The sequence below is a fragment of the Chryseobacterium sp. AC405b genome (assembly GCF_979258685.1).
In genome coordinates this window covers 1,234,530-1,254,220 of the sequence record NZ_OZ409877.1, presented here as the reverse complement: position 1 = coordinate 1,254,220, position 19,691 = coordinate 1,234,530, and the positions used below count along the sequence as shown (strand labels likewise).

Sequence of the window (19,691 nt, the reverse complement as noted above, 5' to 3'; positions counted from 1 at the left end):
TACAATGGAAATAGAAGGAAGCAGGGATGAAAGTTTACAAAATCCTGAATTAGATATCAACGAATCAATATTACATAACAGTTTCAGACAAAAAACCTGGGACGAAATCGTAACGAAAGACAGCTGGATGGTTTTTAAAATCATGGCAGAATTTGTGGACGGTTATGAGAGAATGGCGAAAATTGGGCCCTGTGTTTCAATATTCGGGTCTGCAAGACTGAAGCCTGAAAGTAAATATTACCAAATGGCAGTAGAAATTGCTGAGAAAATCACCAAAATAGGCTTCGGAATCATCACCGGCGGTGGCCCCGGAATTATGGAAGCAGGTAACAAAGGAGCTTTCACAGCTGAAGGAAAATCCATAGGTTTAAATATTGATCTTCCGTTTGAACAGCATTTCAATCCTTACATCAATAAAATGTACTCTCTCAATTTCGATTATTTTTTCGTGAGAAAAGTGATGTTTGTAAAGTATTCACAAGGTTTTGTTGTGATGCCGGGAGGTTTTGGAACTTTGGATGAATTAACTGAAGCGATTACCCTTATTCAAACCAATAAGATAGGCAGATTTCCTATTGTGTTGGTAGGTTCAGAATTTTGGGGAGGTCTTTTGGGATGGTTTAAAGAAACTTTACTGAAAGAAGGAATGATTTCTGAAAATGATCTTGATCTTTATCGTGTGGTAGATACTGCTGACGAAGCTGTAGAGCATATTAAGTCTTTTTATGACAAGTACTCCGTAAATGTTAACTTTTAGTTGGCATTATATTTGAGCAGAATATATTTACTAAGATGATTAACAATCAAGAAATTAAGATGAAAAAACTACTATACATATCAGGTATTTTAACATTATTTGTGTTCATGAGTTTTATGACTTTGGACTTCTTTTCTACAATGACGAAAGTAGATTATGTGGACGGAAGTAAAACTTTGAAATTCACCACAAAAATGAATACAAGTCATATCTCGGACGCTATCAAAATAAACCGCAGTACAGCAGGTTTTGAAGCAGAAGTAAAAAAATATGTAAACAACAATTTTGATGTTTATGTAAATGGTTCTCCTAAAACCCTTACTTTCACAGGAAGTCAGGTAAGCGGAGAAACGGTTTGGGTATATTTTGAGACAAGCGGGGTTAATGATATCAGTACTTTGAAGATCAAGAACAGTCTTCTTTTAAGTGCTTTTCCGAAACAAATCAACCTTGTAAATATTGCGTACAAAGGAACTCAGAAAACAATGAATTTCCAACGCGGAAAAGAGATGAACGAAGTTTCTTTTTAATAAGAATTTACAGCTTAAATTATATAGCCACTGCTTTTGCGGTGGTTTTTTATTTGAATTATTGTATAAAAATATTATCTCTAAAAACTTTAATAGATATTCTTTAACAGAAAAACCGCTCGAAAGCGGTTTTTTATATTATGCATATTAGTTTTTTATTAGTTGCCTACAACTTTTACATTATCTAATTCCCAAGTTGCAGCAGCAGCAGTGGTAGAAGTATACTTAAAGGCTATCTGAACATTTTTATTGACAAAAGCATTTAGATTGATATCTCCAGAATTCGTCCATGTATTAAATAGTGCAGAATTTGTATCTAAAGTTCCCGTTAAAGGAACCCAAACGGTAGTTGCAGTATTTCCTGTATAATTTTCAGTGATAAATACTTCAAGCGGATTACCATTGTATCTGACATCCGTTTCAAATGATAAAGATGCAGTAGTAAATCCTTGTAAAGAAATTGGTTTTGAGATCAACCAGTCTTCATTCAAATTATTTACAGAAGCAAAACCGTTCATTACTGCACATGGTTTTGGGTTTCCAAATTGCTGAATATTCCAAACTTGAGATCCTGTAACACTTACCGGAATCCAATTATCAGCAAGATTTCCTTCAAAACCTTCAAAGAAAAATCTTTTACCTGTAAACTCTACATCGTTTAAACTTCTGATTAACATCTGCCACGTAGTAATGTAACGACTAACAACGAAGGTAAGATTGCCTTTTCCTTCTGGAATTAATGTAGAACCAAAAGTAGCAAAACCAGAGTTTCTTATAGTAGTAGCGTTACCTCCTTGATCAACAATATTTCTATCCGTGTCAGTTCCTGCTCCGGCAACATAATTAATGTATTTTTTGCCAAGTTCACCTGCAGCAAATTGTACGTTCGGTACTTTAACCAACATATTGATATATTTCTCGTCCTGAGCTATCTTTAAACTTGCTAATTCTAATGGCTTTAAAACAGCCACGTCAAGACCATTCCCATTACAAACTCCCGAAATGTATCGGCTTACCAGAGATCCCGGGATTCTTCCGATATCAAAAGAAGGATCTACTGACCCAATCTTCACAACACCTCTATCTGTTCCTAATCTTAAACCTTTAGCATTGATTCTGATATGTGCTCCTACAGGGAAATCTGCATAATTACTTGATTTATCTACTTCAATCTGTAAAGCTGCAGTAGGATTTTCAGGCTTATCCTGAAAAGATATTGTTTTGTAGAAGTTTCCGTTTTCGTCAGAAGACGTAACATAGCCGTCAAAAATTTCATCTTTATCTCCCGGAAGTTGTACATATCCTGTAGCCGGAGCTTTAGCCTTAAAAGCCGCTAATGTTATGGTAGGTTCTGCAAATTTATTATTACAGTTGATAGGTGGTGTTTCCCACTCATCTTTCTGCACACAAGAAGTAATAGAAAGCACAGCAAATGCAGCTCCTGTTACGATACTTAAGTATTTGTTTTTATTCATCTTAATTATTTTTAATTATAAGTTTTTAAAATCTGAATTGTAAGTTAACGAAGTATGATCTTCCCTGAGTATACCAATATTTTGGAGCAAATAATGTAAATTCTCTGTCACTGTCTTGTCTGAAATCCGGGAATTTCGCATTTCTGGTCTGCTCAAAACCTCCTGTAATATATCTTGTATTATCAAATACATTATTTACAGAAGCAGAGATCAACACATAGTATTTACCAATGACCCAAGATTTTCCTGCATTTACATTAAAGAAAAACGCTGAAGGTAATTTATTAGGCTCTAAAACCCTTCTTAATTCCGATTCTGTAAGATCAGCAAAAGGAGTTCCTGAGTTGTTGTTCTGAATAAAAGCTTCTGTTCTTACTAATGCAGACGGATCAAGATAATTATCATCAAGATAATTCCAGTTAGCTCCCAACCACCAGTACTTCGGTGAGTTGTATCTTGCCCCTACTGAATATGCTTGCTGAGGCGTACCTCCCTGTCGATAATTTTTAATAAAAGCTTTTCCTAAATTCACATAAGAAAGACCATTAGAAAATGTTCCCGTTGCATCTGACGCAAAATAAGTGACAGGATCATTTTGATACGTAAACTGCCCGATACTCGCCAATCCCTGTAAAGACAAAGTAGGAATAACTTTTACGTCAACACCCAACTCTGCACCTAGATTTCTTCTCTTCACATCGGTCATCACCTGAGTTACAAATGCGCTCTGAACCAGTGTTTGATTCCCCTCAGAATCTGAATTATTTAATTGGATTCCGTCTGCAAAAAATCTTTGCACGGTTGTTTCATTACTTGAATTGATCAAATAACCTGTCAATCTCAACTTTAAGAAGGGTGAGGAAATTACATAGCTAAGATCATTAGCATTAATTACCATATTCTGCACATTTGGAGCAACAGAACCATTGACTCTTGGATTGATAAATAAATCTTCTAAATAAGGAGACTGTGAAAAGTAAGCACCGTTATAAACCAAGAAATTTCTTCCGTCTAATTTATAAACTGCCTGACCTTTAAGACCGTAATTCCAGAAGTTGTAGTTTTTACCTTTTCCGAACGAATCTTTGTATAAATAATGATTAAATAAACCTTCTCTGCTTGACGATGAATAACCTGCCATTGCAGAAACGAAAACATCAAACTTTCCTGTAGAAAGTTTAATACCTGGATTTACTTTAACTTCCTGTCTTCTGAAAATGTAATCGTAAGTCATTCTATCACCTACTTTTTTCGTTACATTTTCTTCCCCTTCATTGAACAAGCCAGATTTGCCGGGCTGATTGGTAGCTGCAAATGGATCACGGTTTAATACAAAATCGGCTCCTAAAAGATCATTCACTTCTCTGTATTGCTCAGAACGGTAATTCTGGTAAGATAAGTTTAATAAAAACTTAGTAGTATCATTAAAATTGTGAGTAAAATGCGTTGCAGCATTGAAGATTTTGTCATCACTTACATCATTCACAAGATAATACAAAGCTCTTTTCCCTGTTTGCCCATAATAGCTTCCTGCAGGTTGCTGCATATTTCTTCGGTATAGATTATCCCAATTGAGCTGCGTAACATTAGGATCTGCGTTATTCCACGCCGCTAAAGAAGTCTGATAAGCATCCTGAGCGGTTGTTGTTACACCATTTGGTCCTAAAACTGAAGCATTTGGATCTAAAGAATCATAAAAGCTAGGTAAGTTTCTATAATAGGTAGGTGAAGGGTTTTGTACATTCTGCCAGTCTAAACGAGAACCTTTATCTTTTCCGAACTGATAAGAAACAGAGGTCCAAAGATTAGATTTTGGAGTGATCTTCCAGAAATCCTGAAGCTGGAAAATTGGCTGGAAACCTTTTCTTACTCTTTCACTTCTTTGCTTACCATCCTGATATCCCCAGTAAGAGTTATAATGTACACCTCTGTAATCATATACTTCCTGTGTACTCGGGCTTGAGGTGGATCTCCTGTAAGGTGCAGCAATAAAGTTGAAGGTCATGCTGTGTTTATCTGTAAACTTTTTTTCAATACCCAAATAAGCACCGTAAGCATCATAAAAAGTTCCTTCCTGAATACCTTCTTCTGCCCATCTTCTCGCACCCATTACAGTAAATGCCCATCCTTTGCTGTTCATTCCGGAGCTGTATCTTAACGATGTTCTGTTTCTGTAATTCCTGTTGGTAAGAGACTGCGTAAACTGAAATCCTTTTCTGTATTCGCTCGCTTTGGTATTCTTATAGATCACAGAACTGTTACCTCCAAAAGCATATTCTGATGGCGCATGGTTTTGAGAAATCTCAGGGTATCTTGTGATCTCGTTAAGACCTCCCCAGTTTCCAAAATCTACGTTTCCGTTATCAGATTTTATCATAGAGACTCCATTTAGCATAGTTTCTCCCATTCTCCCATCGATTCCTCTTGGGCGATACCAATAGAAGCCTAAATCAAACGCTGCGATTCTACTGAAAACATCCATTGAAGACTGTAACAGACCAACCGTAGAAGCCTGGCTACTATTGTCTTCATCATCATCGCTTTCAATAATCGCTAAGCCCTGATCTGCGCTTGTGAGACTAGAATTCAGAGTAAAAACTCCCAAATCCTTTCTTTTCTCATCACTGGTTACATCAAACTCTACTACTTTTGTTTCGTAATTGGGTTTTGTAATGATCAACTGGTAATGTCCCGGCATTACATCTACAAGCTGGAAGTAACCAATCTTGTCTGCCGTCACATCATTTTCTGCCCCTTTCACATCTACTTCAGCCTGCTCCAGAGGCTTTCCCTGCGCATCCTTTAAATATGCAAAAACCGTAGTCTGTGCAAAATAAAAAGAAGCAGGAAGTAAAGTAAATAAGGAGACTAATGATAGTTTTTTAATCATGCGTGTATATACTTTTTTAATAGTTTTAATAGTTCGTATTCAATAAGTTAAAAACTTTGGGGCACAAATTTAATAAAAAATTATATTTAATAATTTTTTTAACATTATCATTTCTTAACATTGTTAAATTTCTATAATGTTTCATAAAAGATATGAATATCCAGGTGATAAATTTACATTTAATTAAAATGGCATGAATTAAAATTAAGTAAATTTGCAGATTAATAATATGTAATATTCTACGATGAAAAAAATTTTAAATCTGGTTGTAGTCATTTTTTCAGTAATGACTTTTGCACAGCAGGGAAAAGTAAAAAGAGTGGCTGCGGTTGGTTTTTTAAATGTTGAAAACCTTTGGGATACTATTCGTTCTGCTGATTACATAGACGGAACTAAGGACAAAACCAATCCTGCATTCCACAGAAGCATCCCTTTAGATTCTATTAAATTTCTGGAAGCAGAAAAGTACGATGGACAATGGAGTGATGGCTTACTGGTGGGTAAAAAAGCAGTAAGATACCAAAGCGGATCAGAGGAATTTACACCTGCGAGCGGAAAAAATTACAACACCAAGATCTACGGCAAAAAACTGGAAAACGCAGCAAAAGTAATTGCTGAATTAGGATCACAATACACAAAAACCGCACCTGCTGTAGTAGGACTCATTGAGGTAGAAAACAGACAGGTTATTCAGGATTTGGTTAAGCAACCTGCATTATCAAAATATGATTATGGTATTATACATTATAATTCTTATGATTACAGAGGAATTGATGTTGCTCTGATTTACCAAAAGAGAAGATTTACCGTAACCCATTCTCTTAAAAAAGAACTGAAAGTTTATGGTCGTGACGGAAAAAGAGAATATACAAGAGATATTCTTGTAGTATCTGGAATTTTAGATAACGAAAAAGTAGCTTTCTTTATGAATCACTGGCCTTCAAGAAGAGGCGGTGAGGCTGTTTCTTTACCTAAAAGAAATGCTGCCGCAGCATTATTAAAACAACAAATGGACAGCATAAGAAGTGAAGATCCGGCGACAAAACTTTTTGCAATGGGAGATTTTAACGATGATCCTGTAAGCGCTAGCTTAAAAAATCATTTAAAAGCTGCAGCCACAGAAAAAGATTTGAGTGATGAAAAACCGTATCTTAATTTAATGTATCCATTATACAAGAAAGGTATTGCTTCTTTAGCTTACCAGGACGCACCCAATTTATTTGATCAGATTATTGTATCGAAAAATTTAGTTTTAGATAAAAATCCAAAAGAATATTCGGTTTATAAAGCTGAAGTCTATGCTCCTGCATATCTCATCAACAAAGAAGGGAATTACAAAGGTTATCCTTTCCGATCTTGGAACGGCGACCAATTTACAGGAGGTTACAGTGATCACTTTCCTGCATTTGTCGTCTTACAGAAAGAACCATAAATCATCTTAAGCACTCTTCATCGGGTGCTTTTTTTATGTAATCTATCATTATAAGAAATATAATATGATGATTGTTTTTGTCTAATTCCATTAAATTTTGTTGCTCTGCTTATTAAATTTTATCGGTTTTGTTTTATTAATTGAGATAATAAATTTAAATTGAATTAGATTGGTAAAGCTGAAGCAAGTATTTTTATGAATAAAATACTTTAAAACATTAATTATTAAAAATAAATTAACGTAAAACGAATATATTAATATATATTTCTTAATTTAACAAAAGTTAACTTATAATTCTCAAAATATATTTTGGTAAGTTATTATTATTCCATACATTCGTAAAATAACCACACAAAACTATTAACTTTGAAACACACCATATCAAAAACACCAATCTTTCCAGTAATACATCTGCAGCAAAACTTCAGTATACTTTCGCAGATATACTCTAATTAATCTTTTAGTAAAAACATCTCCATCTAAGCATATTTTGTATTGGATGTTATTCTTATGTAAACACATTATTTATTTCACTATTGTATGAGTGTGATATTTAAATGCGGATTACATACTAATTATTGGTGTAGATGTTCCTGAAAATTAATTAGATGACATTAATTTCAATAATAAATTAAATAATTAACATTAATCCATCACCATGAAAAAACAATTTTTAGCATTAGCATTTCTTACTACTGTAACATTCTCTGCGCAAATTTATACGCAAGCGGGTAGTACATTCGGAACAACAATTAATCCATCATCTACTAACGTAGGTATTGGGACAAATGATCCTAAATCTACTTTAGAAGTCGCAGGCACTGCAATTTTTAGTGACATTATAAGTTCGGGATCGAATTCTTGGAGAATTCATACTCCTGATGATGGACGAAAAACAATATTCTTTGCCTTCAGAAATCCACTTGACACAGACTACTCAAATTGGGAGTGGGATAAAGCATTTATTATTAATGGCGAAAATGGAAATGCGATGGTACAGGGTAAATTAGAAGCCAAAGAAATAAAAGTCACACTTACCCCAACTGCTGATTTTGTATTTGAAGAAAAATACAATCTCCCAAAATTAGAAGATGTTGAAAAACATATCAAAGAGAAAAAACATTTACCAGAAATTGCTTCTGCAAAAGAAATGGAAAAAGAAGGTGTAAATGTGGGTGAGTTCCAGATTAAATTGCTACAGAAGATTGAAGAATTGACACTTTATACGATTGAGCAGAATAAGCAACTGAAAATTCAAAAGGATGAAATAGAATTGCTTAAAAAACAGATGACTTGTAACAATCAACAAAACAAATAATCGATGAAAAGAAAAAATATTTTTCTAGCATTTGTGTTAAACTTAGTTTTTATCACAACTTTTGCACAGGGAGAGAACGATAATTGGTATTTTGGAAATCAAGCTGCTGTAAATTTTTCCAATCCAACTACGCCTATATCTGTGAGCAATAGCCAAATGAATACGTCTGAAGCCTCTGGAACAGCAAGTGACGCAAATGGAAATTTGCTTTTTTACTGTAACTCACAAACAATTTGGAATCGACAGCATCAACCAATGCTAAACGGAACTGGACTTTCAGGAGGAGCTTCATCGCAACAGTTGGCAATTGTAAAAAATCCAGCCAATAGCAATCAATTTTATGTTTTTGTCACTCCAGAGGACGAGAATTTTAATAATCCTAATAATCCTCTTCCTCAATGGATTTCATATTCAATCGTAGATATGTCAATTGGTCCCGTTGTTGGCGGGTTACCATTGGGTGCAGTTTTACAAAACTTTAAAAATGTTCCAATTTTAGATAATCTTGGAAATAACTTTCGCTCAGAAGCAGTTACAATTGTTGCTGGATCTAATGCCAATACCTACTGGGTTCTCATTCCTAGTGGAAATAACCTATTTAGCTATCGAATTGACAATACGGGATTTTCTGGCGTACCTGTTACTAGCAATCTAAATTTTCCGGGAAATTTAGGTGCTCGAGCAGGCTATAGCATAAAAGCTTCTCCAAAATTGAATAATCAAAATTTCTCTCATTATATTTGTGTATCACTTTGGCAAGACAGCGTAACTCCTAGCAGCACTTTGAATCTTGTTAACAGAGTCGTTTCGTTCAATTCTAGTACAGGATTAGTGACCAATAATTATTCTTTAAATGTAAATTCAACCCGAAGTTATCTGCCAGAATTTAATACACATGGTTCAGTTTTGTTCTTAGCAAACACATCAATATTTGCGGTAGATTTACTAAACTCGTCCACAGGCAATGTGAATTCTTTACAAATTTTTAATGGTCCAACAACACCTTTATCAGCTACCTACACAAATCTTCAACGAAATAAATATGGGAATATTTATATAAATAGATTTGGCAGTAGCTTTTTAGGAATTATAAATAATCCGGAGATATATGGTTCGAATATGAGCGTAACAATGAATTCTGTAAATCTGGGTAACGGAATTTCTAGATATGGTCTCCCCCAACTTATTACTGAAAATAGGTCTACTTACTATCCTTGTATAGATAGTTTAACATTGACATCAGAACCAAATACAAATTTCAATTATGTAGTTGGAGACAACATCACAACTTTGAATACTTATACAGTTGGAGCTGGATATAACATTTCCATGCAAGCAGGACAAACTATAAATCTTTTACCAGATACCCATATTCAATTAAGAGCAAATTATCATGCTTTTATTGCACGTTGTACCGAAGGTGATGCTGCTTCTAATATTTTTAAGGATAATCAAAAAGAAATGATTTTAAATTTAGATATGGAAGAAAGAAAAACTTTGGATAAGCAAATTGATATATATCCAAATCCAGCATCTACATACATCAATATAGATTCAGGAAATGATAAAATCACTTCTTGGGAATTATTTGACATGTCTGGGAAGAGTATTCTAAAAGGAAATTCTAATCAAGTAAATGTGCAAAGTTTACCAAGAGCCACATATTTATTAAAAATAAATACTAAAAATAAGCAAGCCACCAAAAAAGTCCTTGTAAAATAATATAAGGAGGCTCAATTGCTAGAGCCTCTTTTCTTTAGATTTATTAACAATAAAATCATTATAAATTTACCATGAAAAAACAAATTTTATCATTAGCGATTTTTGCTTCGGCTACATTATCTGCACAACTTTATTCTCCGAACGGAGCACCCATCACCTCAAATCCTATTACCGGAAATGTTGGGATTGGCGTTTCGGATCCATCATCAAAATTACAAGTTGAGGGAGATATAAGTGTAACAGGAAGTTCAATTTTAAATGTCGGATTTAATACAACTGATAAAACCAATGGCATTTCAAATTACGGATTATCATTATTAGGAATATATCCTACAGGAATTTCAAATGATACAGGTCCAGGAACTAATCTTTCGGGATATTTTGGCGTAAGTTTATCTACAGGAACCCAGGAAAGGATTAGAATAGATCGTACAGGAAATATCGGAATTAATACATTGAATCCTACGAGAAGATTAACCGTAAATGGTGACATTTATGCAATTGGGAGTTCTGCTTTAAGTTTACAAGATGATACTAGATTTGATGTTACGACAGCTGATGTCCCTGTACTTAATTCTACAGTATCCATGCCACATTACGGTATTCTTGCTGCATCTGTGACGGCTGGTGCAGAATTATGGATGGCAGGATTTAAAGGTGTTAGGATATTTACAGGAGGTGAGTCAAATCCAAAATTCTTTATTAATACTAATGGTAATGCTTATCTACAAGGGAAATTTGAAGCCAAAGAAATAAAAGTAACGCTTACCCCAACTGCCGATTTTGTATTTGAAGAAAAATACAATCTCCCAAAATTAGAAGATGTTGAAAAACATATCAAAGAGAAAAAACATTTACCAGAAATTGCTTCTGCAAAAGAAATGGAAAAGGAAGGTGTAAATGTGGGTGAGTTCCAAATTAAGTTGTTACAAAAGATCGAAGAATTGACTCTCTACACGATTGAGCAGAATAAGATGATTAAAGAGCAACAAAAGAGAATTGAGACGCTTGAGAATTCTAATAATAAAAAAACAAATAAGTTATGAGAACAAAAATATATATCGTTTTTGCTCTGCTTTTCTGTTTGTTAAAAACGTTTGCACAATCATATGAAGAGCTATACTTGCAGGAAGAAACCACTCGTTTAAACCAAGTGGAGATTATTGAAAATGAAATTCAAGTTTTTATTAATCAAAACATCAATACTTATGATTTTACAGAAGTAATAAACAATGTAAATAACATGAAAGATGAAGATGGAAATTCTTTGTCGGGGAATTCTTATCAAGAAGCATTACTTTACGCAAAAAAACAAAAATTAAGAGATGTTTTTTTTCAACAAAACCCAGAGAAATTAAAATATTTTTATGCTACAACACTTAAACAACAATGTGTGAATGGTGGATTTGAAACGGGAACAACTGCAGGATTTAGCATGGGAACTAGAGCTTACAATCCGCCAAACTGGTCGGTTTACAATATGTTTCCTCCAGCCTCACCCCAATCATTTGTTACTTTAGTTGACAATACGGTTCCAGATCCATTAATTGGTTCAGCCCTACAAAGGGTGAATACCGGAACATATGCAATTAGAGTGAATAACAGTGTTAATGGGCAATATGATGTATCAATGCTTACAAGACAGTTTGTAGTAAATGAAAATAATATCAGCTTTGCATACGCTTTGGTTTTTGGAGATTCCATGAGTCATTTTGCTACCGGAGATAATCCTTATTATCAAGTAAGATTACTAAATAGCAATAACATTCCTGTTTACACTCGAAATGTAATGCTAAATCCTGGCAATACATTTTTTATTAATCAACAAAACACTCAGATATTTTACACCAATTGGTTATGTGAGCGTATAAACACATCTGGATTGATGGGACAGACTGTAACACTGCAAATTATCATGGCAGACTGTGGTGGAAGTGCACACTGGGGATATGGATATTTTGATGATTTTTGTGGGTTTACATGTAATCAACCTGCATTTAATCCTAATATTTCCTTAAACCCAATCATAAGGGGTTGCCCAACCTTTCCCCTTCCAATTACTGGCAATATCTCTTTACCTAATAATGCTTTTTTTACAAATGTTACTATACAAGTTCTTGACAGTTCTAATAATGTGGTAAGTACCATTATTAATTCATCTGCACCGAGTGGTTTTTTTTCTACCAATCTTAATTATGATAACTTTTACCCAAATGGTTACAACATTAATACAGATTTTAACATTAGAGCACTTTTGAATTACACAATTAATGGAGTATCACAAACACCTATTATTGCAAATAACACTAATCCACCAGGTCCTGATGTTTCTTTTAAAAACTGTCCTACACCATGTAGAGAAGATTGGTATTTTACAACTAATCAGCCGATTCAAACATCAACAAATTTTCAGGCTAGTTGCTGCATCACCTCCGAATCTTTAATAAACCCTAATCTTAACGTAGAATTTAGAGCAGGATATGAAATAATATTAAAACCAGCCCCAAACGGAACTGCAGGATTTTATGCTACAAGCCATCAATCTGGTAATTTTTATGCATATATTGCCCGTTGTGATGAAAGTAATAGTTTTTCAGAAGCTCAAAGAAAACAATCAAAAACAATTACAGAAAGTACTTCCATTGAGTCGGATATTAAAATACACCCCAACCCCGCATCTACATACATCAACATAGATTCCGGAAATGAGAAAATCAATTCTTGGGAATTATTTGATGTTTCAGGGAGAAGTATTGTGAAAGGAAGTTCAACTCAAGTAAATGTGCAAAGCTTACCAAGAGCTGTCTATTTATTAAAAATTAATATTAATAATAAAATAACTACTAAAAAGGTGATTGTAAAATAAAGACAGTACATCAAAAAAGTATAACAAAAAAGGTTCAGAAAATTCTGAACCTTTTTTTATCTCTAGATCAAGTTGATTATTTATTAAATAACTCCTCAACTTTATCCCAGTTTACTACTTCAAAGAATGCAGCTACATAATCAGGTCTTCTGTTTTGGTAGTTTAAATAATAAGCATGCTCCCAAACATCTAATCCTAAAACCGGAGTTCCTTTAGCATCAGCAGTCGGCATCAAAGGGTTATCTTGATTTGGCGTAGAAGTTACAGATACTGATCCATCTTCGTTTTTCACTAACCAAGCCCAACCCGAACCAAATCTTGTTTTTGCAGCATCAGAAAAATCATTTTTGAATTTTTCAAGGCCACCGTAATTTTCAATAGCAGCTTTTACACTTCCCACTGGCTCTTTGCTTCCGCCTGGAGTTAAAATTTCCCAGAATAATGAGTGATTGAAGTGACCACCACCATTATTTCTAACTGCCGGTTTCTCAACACCGTTTCTACAGATATCTTCAATTGACAATTCTGCAAGATCAGTTCCTTCAATTGCTTTATTTAAATTATCGATATATGCTTGATGGTGCTTTGTATGGTGAATTTCCATAGTTTTTGCATCAATCGTTGGCTCAAGAGCATCGTAAGAGTATCCTAATTTTGGTAATTCAAATGACATAAATTTAATTTTTAATGTTAATAGGTAAATTTAGCCAATATTTAAGCCAATATCAACAATTACAGATTATTTTAATAAATCTTTAACATTGATGAATAATTAGGAATTTACATTTACACCAAATAAAAAAGCACAGACTAAAATCTGTGCTTCGTTTAAATAATATTAATATATCTATCTGTTCATAGACATTAAAAATTCTTCGTTGTTCAGAGTACCTCTGATATTTTTATTTACAAATTCCATGGCTTCGACAGGATTCATTTCTGAAAGATATTTTCTGAAAATCCACATTCTCTGTGAAGTTACCTCATCCAGCAATAAATCATCTCTCCTTGTACTGGAAGACACCAAATCGATGGCAGGATAAATTCTTCTGTTGGCAATTTTTCTGTCTAACTGAAGTTCCATGTTGCCGGTACCTTTGAATTCTTCAAAAATAACCTCATCCATTTTAGAACCTGTATCAATCAATGCAGTAGCAATAATTGTCAGCGATCCGCCGTTTTCAATTTTTCTTGCTGCACCAAAAAACCTCTTCGGTTTGTGTAACGCATTTGCATCTACACCACCCGAAAGAACTTTTCCGGATGCCGGAGTTACGGTATTATAAGCTCTTGCTAATCTGGTGATTGAGTCTAATAAAATGACTACATCGTGACCACACTCTACCATTCTCTGGGCTTTAGCCAAAACAAGATTGGCAACTTTCACATGCTTATCTGCTGCTTCATCAAATGTAGAAGCGATTACTTCTGCATTTACACTTCTTTCCATATCGGTAACCTCTTCAGGACGTTCGTCGATCAAAAGTACCATCATATAAACTTCAGGATGATTGGCTGCGATAGAATTTGCAATATCTTTCAGCAACATTGTTTTACCGGTTTTAGGCTGCGCAACAATCATTGCTCTCTGACCTTTTCCGATTGGCGCAAATAAATCAACAATTCTTGTAGACATCGTAGAATTATCTCCAGAAAGATTAAATTTCTCTTCAGGGAAAAGCGGAGTTAAATATTCAAAAGCGACACGATCTTTGATGAATGCCAAATCACGCCCGTTAACTTCAACCGGCTTTAATAAAGAAAAATATTTTTCACCTTCTTTCGGCAAACGCACAATACCTCTTACCGTATCCCCAGTTTTTAACCCAAAATTTCTGATTTGAGCAGTAGAAACATACACATCGTCCGGAGACGAAATATAACTGAAATCTGAAGACCTCAGGAAACCATAGTTATCAGGTAATATTTCTAATACACCTTCAATACTAACCATTCCGTCGAAATTGAATTCTTTTCTGGATTCATTCTCTTCCTGTCTTTCAGAATTTCTGTTCTGATTCTGATTAGGGTTTTGGTTTTGATTAGGATTAGAATTCTGGTTTTGATTGAGATTCTGATTATTGTTTTGGTTAGGATTCTGATTATTATTCTGATTCCTGTTTTGAGGGTTCCCACCGTTTTGCTGCGGCTGGTTTAGTCCTTTTTGATTAGGATTCTGACCTTGTTGTTGCGGTCTTTTAGGTCTTTCTTCTCTCGCTTGTGTCGGAGCCGGAGCCGGAGTTGCAGCTTCAGCTTGAGAATCTGTATTTGCCTGAGTTTCTACTTTTTCCTGAACCTGATTTTCAGGATTATTAGCAGGAGCTACTCTTTTTCTTTTTTGTTTTGATGCATTGTTCAAAGGCCTTTCTTCGGTCTGCTCTTTTGCATCTTCCTGAACCGCTGCTTCTGCAGCAACTGGCTTTTCTTCAGCTAGCTCGTCTTTTTTCGCAGGTTCTGCTTCTGCTGGATTTTCGGCAGCAGCTTTTGGTCTCGGTGCCTTTTTGGGAGCAGGTTTTTTAGGTGCAGCTTTCACTGTTTTTTCTGCTGTGGTAGGTTTTTCTTCAGGCTCTGTGTTACTTTCTGTGGTATTGAAGTAATCTTTTGCAACTTTAGGGTTAGAAGCCTGAAAGTCAAGAACAGCGAATATTTTATCATTATCTGTGCTGTTTCTTGCAACCTTAACGCCTAAATCTTTTAGAATTTTAGCCAATTCCGTTACGGATTTTGACCTTAACGTTTCTATGTTAAACATATATAAAGTAAAAAATGTAATTAGTTGTGAGTAAGAAAAGTAAGTCCGGTGACTTTTGTTTTCAAGTACATTGTATATTGCAAATCTACACTTATTTTTGAATTGTGCAAAATTTATGTTATTTTTGCATCTGAATTTAAAATTCTATGTTACAAAGAATACAGACTATTTGGATTTTACTGTCGGTTTTAGCGGCAGCTTTCCTATATATTACAGGACAGGATGTAGAAGTTTTCGGAAAGACTCCGATAATCAGCATCCTATCAATTGTTTTGGTTTTGGTAGGCGCATTTAGTTTGTTTAGCTTTAAAAACAGAAAAAGACAAATCATGCTGAATAACATCAGCATCATTATAAACGCTTTGTTGATTGGTATATTGTTTTACTGGGTGCAAAACTTATCCGGAGGAATAGATTTTCCTGAGAAGGGTATTGAGCCGGTTTTCCCATTGATTGCGGTAATCTGTTTGTTTTTGGCAAACTTATTTATCAAAAAAGATGAGAGGCTCGTAAAATCTGTAGACAGACTTCGATAACTTAACAATGATTTTTTTTGAGTAAGAACAGCTTCCTTTGGGAGCTGTTTTTTTTACTTATACAACAGATTCGTACAGATGCAGAGTTTTTATTTAAATTTGCCAAAGATCACATGATTGTTATTTGACAAAGTATGATGCAACAATTCATTAAAAACTTCGACATATCCATTTAAAATAAATATTTAACATGAAAAAACTCACTTATCTTATGCTGTCTCTTTTCTCTGCAACTGCTTTTGCACAGGAAGTTTCTACCGAAAGAATCAAAACCGTCATATCAACTCTTGCTTCTGACGAAATGAAAGGCCGGGAAATCGGAACTGCAGAAAACGACAATGCGGCAAAGTATATCGCTCAACTTTTTAAAGAAAACAATTTAGAATACTGTACAGGAAATTCTTATCTCGTTCCATTCAATTATAAAGGAAAAATAGCTTACAATGTTTGCGGAATTAAAAAAGGTAAATCTGAAAAAACATTAGGCTTTTCCGGACATTTTGATCACATTGGAGTGAGCAAAAAAGAAGGCGATGATACTATTTATAATGGCGCAGACGACGATGCAAGCGGAATTACCACATTGGTAGGCGTCGCAGATTATTTCAAAGACAAAAAACCGGAATTCTCAATGCTTTTCATGGCATTCAACGGTGAAGAAAAAGGTATGTTGGGATCAACAGCCATATCAGAAGATAAAAATTTAGACAAAATATATCAAAATCTTTCTGCTCTTTTTAATTTTGAAATGGTAGCAACTGAATCTGAATTTGGTAAAAATGCAGTATTTATCACAGGAGATGAATTTTCTGACCTTGACGAATTATTTAATAAAAATGCAGTAAATGATCTAAAAATCTACCCCGATCCTTACGCTTCAGAGCAGTTATTTTACAGATCAGATAACGTAAGTTTTGTGAAGAAAAAAATCATCGCTCATTCTATTTCTACTGCAGATATGAGCAAAATTAAACATTATCACCAGGTAAACGACGATATTAATGTCGTTGATTTTGAAAATATGACACAGCTTATTAATAATTTCGGGAAAACTCTGGAAAAATTAAACCCAAAAAACTTCAATCCAAAGTATAACGATAAAGTAAAATTCAATTAAAACCGTCTTATCATTATATTTTAATTAATTTTGCTATCCAATTATATTGAATGAACGAATATAAAAAAATACTGAAATTTGCCAAACCGCATCAAAAATACATTTACGGGAGTTTGTTTTTTAACCTTATGTATTCTGCTTTTCAGATTGCTTCTTTAGGGACCATTCTTCCGGTTTTAGGAATGCTTTTTGGAACTATTAAACCAGAAAAATACGAATCTGCGCCTGTTTACTCGGGAGACATCATAGATTTCTTCACTTATTTAAAAGAATACTCTAATTACTATGTTCAGAGTCTGGTTACTGAATATGGTTCTTTAAAAGTATTGGCATGGCTGTGTATCATCACCGCATTCATGTTTTTACTAAGAAATGTTTTCCGTTATTTAGGGTCTTTTTTACTGATCAATTACCGGGTAGGTGTTACCAAAGACCTTCGTGGTGCGATGTATAGAAAAATACTTTCTCTTCCTGTATCATTCTTTACAGAAAGCAGAAAAGGAGATATGATGTCACGGATGTCAAATGATGTTGGTGATGTAGAAGGCAGTATTTTGGGGAGTTTGGTAGATCTTATCAATGCACCTTTTATGCTTATCAGCACATTGATTACTTTATTCTTTTTAAGCCCGGAAATGACGCTCTTTTCATTATTAGTTTTACCAATCATGGGAACAATGATTGCCCTTATTGGAAAAAGCCTTAAAAAAGATTCTCACGAAGCTCAGAACGAGATGGGAAATATCTTTTCAATCGTCGATGAAACCTTAAAATCCAATAAAGTCATTAAGATTTTTAATGCAGAAAAAATAATGAACAACCGTTTTATGCAGTCGATGCAGAAATGGATTAACAGTTCAATAAGATTAGGCAGAAAAAAGGAATTAGCGTCGCCCATGAGTGAGTTTTTAGGATCGGTTACTTTCTTAATTATTGCGTGGTATGGCGGAAAACAAATCATTGTAGAACAAAACATTTCTCCTGCTGATTTCCTTGTATTCCTGGGTATTTTCTTCCAGATTTTACCGCCAGTTAAAAGTTTGGCAAGTTCTATCTCTAATGTACAGAAAGGCGAAGCTTCTCTCATCAGGGTATTGGAAATTCTGGATGCTGATGTGAAAATAGAGGAAGCTGCAGAACCGGTTTCAATTTCTAATCTTGAAGCTCATATTCAGTTCAAAAACATTGGTTTTTACTACGATAAATCTAATTTAATTCTTAAAAACTTTAATCTGACTATTCCTAAAGGGAAAACAGTTGCACTCGTCGGGCAAAGTGGAAGCGGAAAAACAACTATCGCCAATCTTTTAGCACGATTTTACGATGTTTCTGAAGGCGAAATTTTGATTGACGAAACCAACATCAAACATTTAAAGCTCATTGAATACAGGAAGCTTTTGGGTATGGTTACTCAGGAATCAGTTCTGTTCAACGATACCGTTTATAACAATATTCTGATGGGTAAACCAGAAGCCACGAAAGACGAAGTCATCGCTGCTGCCAAAATTGCCAATGCAGATTTATTTATTTCTCAACTTCCGAACGGTTACGACACCAATATCGGAGATGATGGAGGAAAACTTTCCGGTGGCCAAAAACAAAGGGTTTCTATTGCACGAGCAGTTCTTAAAAACCCACCGATTATGATTTTGGACGAAGCAACCTCCGCTTTAGATACAGAGTCTGAAAAATTTGTACAGGATGCGCTTGAGAAGATGATGGAAAACAGAACGTCTTTAGTGATTGCGCACAGGCTTTCTACCATTCAAAAAGCCGACTGGATCGTTGTAATGGAAAAAGGCGATATTGTGGAACAGGGAACTCACCAAGAACTTATGGTAAAACGAGGAACTTATCACAAACTTGTAGAGTTGCAAAATTTTGATTAAATCTTTTTAAATTCAATTTAAAATGAACCCCATACAAGAGTACTTCTTCAGAATTGACGAGCCTGAAAGAAGTACTCTTTTGTTTTTAAGAAAGAAAATTTTAGAATCCGACCCGGAAAACATCACTGAAACTTTAAGTTTCGGGCTTCCCTTTTTTAAGTTTAAAAAGAAAATGCTGTGTTACCTCTACTACAGCAAAAAGTATAAGAAACATTACATCAGCTTTTATCACGGCGATCGATTAGATCATGCTGAACTGATTTCTGAAGGCAGAAAGAAGTTTAAAATTCTTTTGATTGACATGGAAGAAGATTTGCCTTTGGGATTTATTTTAGAGCTCATCAACGAGGTCAAACTTCACATCAAATAAAAAAGAGAAACCTATCAATGTTTCTCTTTTGTTATTT

14 protein-coding genes and 1 pseudogene are annotated in these 19,691 nt (G+C 34.5%); 11 read left to right on the top strand and 4 right to left on the bottom strand.

Features of this window, described 5'->3' with window-relative positions:
• The first annotated feature begins 4 nt into the window (after positions 1–4).
• Both ACZZZA_RS06050 and ACZZZA_RS06045 read left to right on the top strand, forming a co-directional pair.
• Positions 5–757: an LOG family protein gene (locus ACZZZA_RS06050; RefSeq protein ID WP_463430287.1), complete on the top strand. Its 753-nt coding sequence runs from the start codon at positions 5–7 to the stop codon at positions 755–757.
• A 59-nt stretch (positions 758–816) separates the two neighbouring features.
• Complete coding sequence (locus ACZZZA_RS06045) at positions 817–1,287, top strand: DUF6702 family protein (RefSeq protein WP_463430286.1); 471 nt, start codon at positions 817–819, stop codon at positions 1,285–1,287.
• 158 nt (positions 1,288–1,445) lie between these two features.
• On the opposite strand, the gene ACZZZA_RS06040 is transcribed toward ACZZZA_RS06045, so the two are convergent.
• Complete coding sequence (locus ACZZZA_RS06040) at positions 1,446–2,762, bottom strand: M949_1556 family lipoprotein (protein WP_463430285.1); 1,317 nt, start codon at positions 2,760–2,762, stop codon at positions 1,446–1,448.
• A 25-nt stretch (positions 2,763–2,787) separates the two neighbouring features.
• The gene (locus tag ACZZZA_RS06035) at positions 2,788–5,652 is read right to left on the bottom strand and encodes a carboxypeptidase regulatory-like domain-containing protein (protein WP_463430284.1); all 2,865 of its coding nucleotides are present in this window, start codon (positions 5,650–5,652) and stop codon (positions 2,788–2,790) included.
• A gap of 244 nt (positions 5,653–5,896) precedes the next feature.
• On the opposite strand from ACZZZA_RS06035, the gene ACZZZA_RS06030 reads away from it, so the two are divergent.
• From ACZZZA_RS06030 to ACZZZA_RS06010, 5 genes and pseudogenes are all read left to right on the top strand, one after another.
• Entirely contained in the window at positions 5,897–7,084 is a 1,188-nt protein-coding gene (locus ACZZZA_RS06030; RefSeq protein WP_463430283.1) for an endonuclease/exonuclease/phosphatase family protein, read from the top strand.
• A gap of 964 nt (positions 7,085–8,048) precedes the next feature.
• Positions 8,049–8,402, top strand: a pseudogene (locus ACZZZA_RS06025) (hypothetical protein); the annotation flags it as partial.
• A gap of 3 nt (positions 8,403–8,405) precedes the next feature.
• Positions 8,406–10,124 carry a T9SS type A sorting domain-containing protein gene (locus ACZZZA_RS06020; RefSeq protein WP_463430282.1) on the top strand — a complete coding sequence of 573 codons (1,719 nt, stop codon included), beginning with the start codon at positions 8,406–8,408 and terminating at the stop codon, positions 10,122–10,124.
• A gap of 71 nt (positions 10,125–10,195) precedes the next feature.
• Positions 10,196–11,170 carry a hypothetical protein gene (locus tag ACZZZA_RS06015; protein ID WP_463430281.1) on the top strand — a complete coding sequence of 325 codons (975 nt, stop codon included), beginning with the start codon at positions 10,196–10,198 and terminating at the stop codon, positions 11,168–11,170.
• A complete protein-coding gene (locus ACZZZA_RS06010; protein WP_463430280.1) occupies positions 11,167–12,990 on the top strand; it encodes a T9SS type A sorting domain-containing protein in 1,824 nt (607 codons plus the stop codon). Before ACZZZA_RS06015 ends, ACZZZA_RS06010 begins: the two co-directional genes overlap by 4 nt.
• A gap of 76 nt (positions 12,991–13,066) precedes the next feature.
• Here the strand turns inward: ACZZZA_RS06010 and ACZZZA_RS06005 are convergent, their stop codons facing one another.
• Together ACZZZA_RS06005 and rho are read right to left on the bottom strand one after the other, a co-directional pair.
• The gene (locus ACZZZA_RS06005; protein ID WP_463430279.1) at positions 13,067–13,663 is read right to left on the bottom strand and encodes a superoxide dismutase; all 597 of its coding nucleotides are present in this window, start codon (positions 13,661–13,663) and stop codon (positions 13,067–13,069) included.
• Between the two features lie 174 nt (positions 13,664–13,837).
• Positions 13,838–15,742, bottom strand: a complete 1,905-nt coding sequence (rho, locus tag ACZZZA_RS06000) for a transcription termination factor Rho (protein WP_463430278.1) — start codon at positions 15,740–15,742, stop codon at positions 13,838–13,840.
• A 146-nt stretch (positions 15,743–15,888) separates the two neighbouring features.
• Between rho and ACZZZA_RS05995 the strand changes: the two genes are divergently transcribed.
• The 4 genes from ACZZZA_RS05995 to ACZZZA_RS05980 all read left to right on the top strand — a co-directional run bounded on the left by ACZZZA_RS05995 (position 15,889) and on the right by ACZZZA_RS05980 (position 19,654).
• Positions 15,889–16,278, top strand: a complete 390-nt coding sequence (locus ACZZZA_RS05995) for a DUF4293 domain-containing protein (RefSeq protein WP_463430277.1) — start codon at positions 15,889–15,891, stop codon at positions 16,276–16,278.
• Positions 16,279–16,468: 190 nt separating this feature from the next.
• Positions 16,469–17,395 carry a M28 family peptidase gene (locus tag ACZZZA_RS05990; RefSeq protein ID WP_463430276.1) on the top strand — a complete coding sequence of 309 codons (927 nt, stop codon included), beginning with the start codon at positions 16,469–16,471 and terminating at the stop codon, positions 17,393–17,395.
• Positions 17,396–17,445: 50 nt separating this feature from the next.
• The gene (locus ACZZZA_RS05985) at positions 17,446–19,284 is read left to right on the top strand and encodes an ABC transporter ATP-binding protein (RefSeq protein ID WP_463430275.1); all 1,839 of its coding nucleotides are present in this window, start codon (positions 17,446–17,448) and stop codon (positions 19,282–19,284) included.
• Positions 19,285–19,306: 22 nt separating this feature from the next.
• Positions 19,307–19,654, top strand: coding sequence for a DUF1801 domain-containing protein (locus ACZZZA_RS05980; RefSeq protein WP_463430274.1), 348 nt, complete (start codon positions 19,307–19,309; stop codon positions 19,652–19,654).
• Positions 19,655–19,691 lie beyond the last annotated feature (37 nt).

Excerpts from the sequence above, each read along its gene's own strand:
- ACZZZA_RS06050 (WP_463430287.1), top strand. The coding sequence starts at position 5 with ATGGAAATAGAAGGAAGCAGGGATGAAAGTTTACAAAATCCTGAATTA.
- ACZZZA_RS06045 (WP_463430286.1), top strand. The coding sequence starts at position 817 with ATGAAAAAACTACTATACATATCAGGTATTTTAACATTATTTGTGTTC.
- ACZZZA_RS06040 (WP_463430285.1), bottom strand. The coding sequence starts at position 2,762 with ATGAATAAAAACAAATACTTAAGTATCGTAACAGGAGCTGCATTTGCT.
- ACZZZA_RS06035 (WP_463430284.1), bottom strand. The coding sequence starts at position 5,652 with ATGATTAAAAAACTATCATTAGTCTCCTTATTTACTTTACTTCCTGCT.
- ACZZZA_RS06030 (WP_463430283.1), top strand. The coding sequence starts at position 5,897 with ATGAAAAAAATTTTAAATCTGGTTGTAGTCATTTTTTCAGTAATGACT.
- ACZZZA_RS06020 (WP_463430282.1), top strand. The coding sequence starts at position 8,406 with ATGAAAAGAAAAAATATTTTTCTAGCATTTGTGTTAAACTTAGTTTTT.
- ACZZZA_RS06015 (WP_463430281.1), top strand. The coding sequence starts at position 10,196 with ATGAAAAAACAAATTTTATCATTAGCGATTTTTGCTTCGGCTACATTA.
- ACZZZA_RS06010 (WP_463430280.1), top strand. The coding sequence starts at position 11,167 with ATGAGAACAAAAATATATATCGTTTTTGCTCTGCTTTTCTGTTTGTTA.
- ACZZZA_RS06005 (WP_463430279.1), bottom strand. The coding sequence starts at position 13,663 with ATGTCATTTGAATTACCAAAATTAGGATACTCTTACGATGCTCTTGAG.
- rho (WP_463430278.1), bottom strand. The coding sequence starts at position 15,742 with ATGTTTAACATAGAAACGTTAAGGTCAAAATCCGTAACGGAATTGGCT.
- ACZZZA_RS05995 (WP_463430277.1), top strand. The coding sequence starts at position 15,889 with ATGTTACAAAGAATACAGACTATTTGGATTTTACTGTCGGTTTTAGCG.
- ACZZZA_RS05990 (WP_463430276.1), top strand. The coding sequence starts at position 16,469 with ATGAAAAAACTCACTTATCTTATGCTGTCTCTTTTCTCTGCAACTGCT.
- ACZZZA_RS05985 (WP_463430275.1), top strand. The coding sequence starts at position 17,446 with ATGAACGAATATAAAAAAATACTGAAATTTGCCAAACCGCATCAAAAA.
- ACZZZA_RS05980 (WP_463430274.1), top strand. The coding sequence starts at position 19,307 with ATGAACCCCATACAAGAGTACTTCTTCAGAATTGACGAGCCTGAAAGA.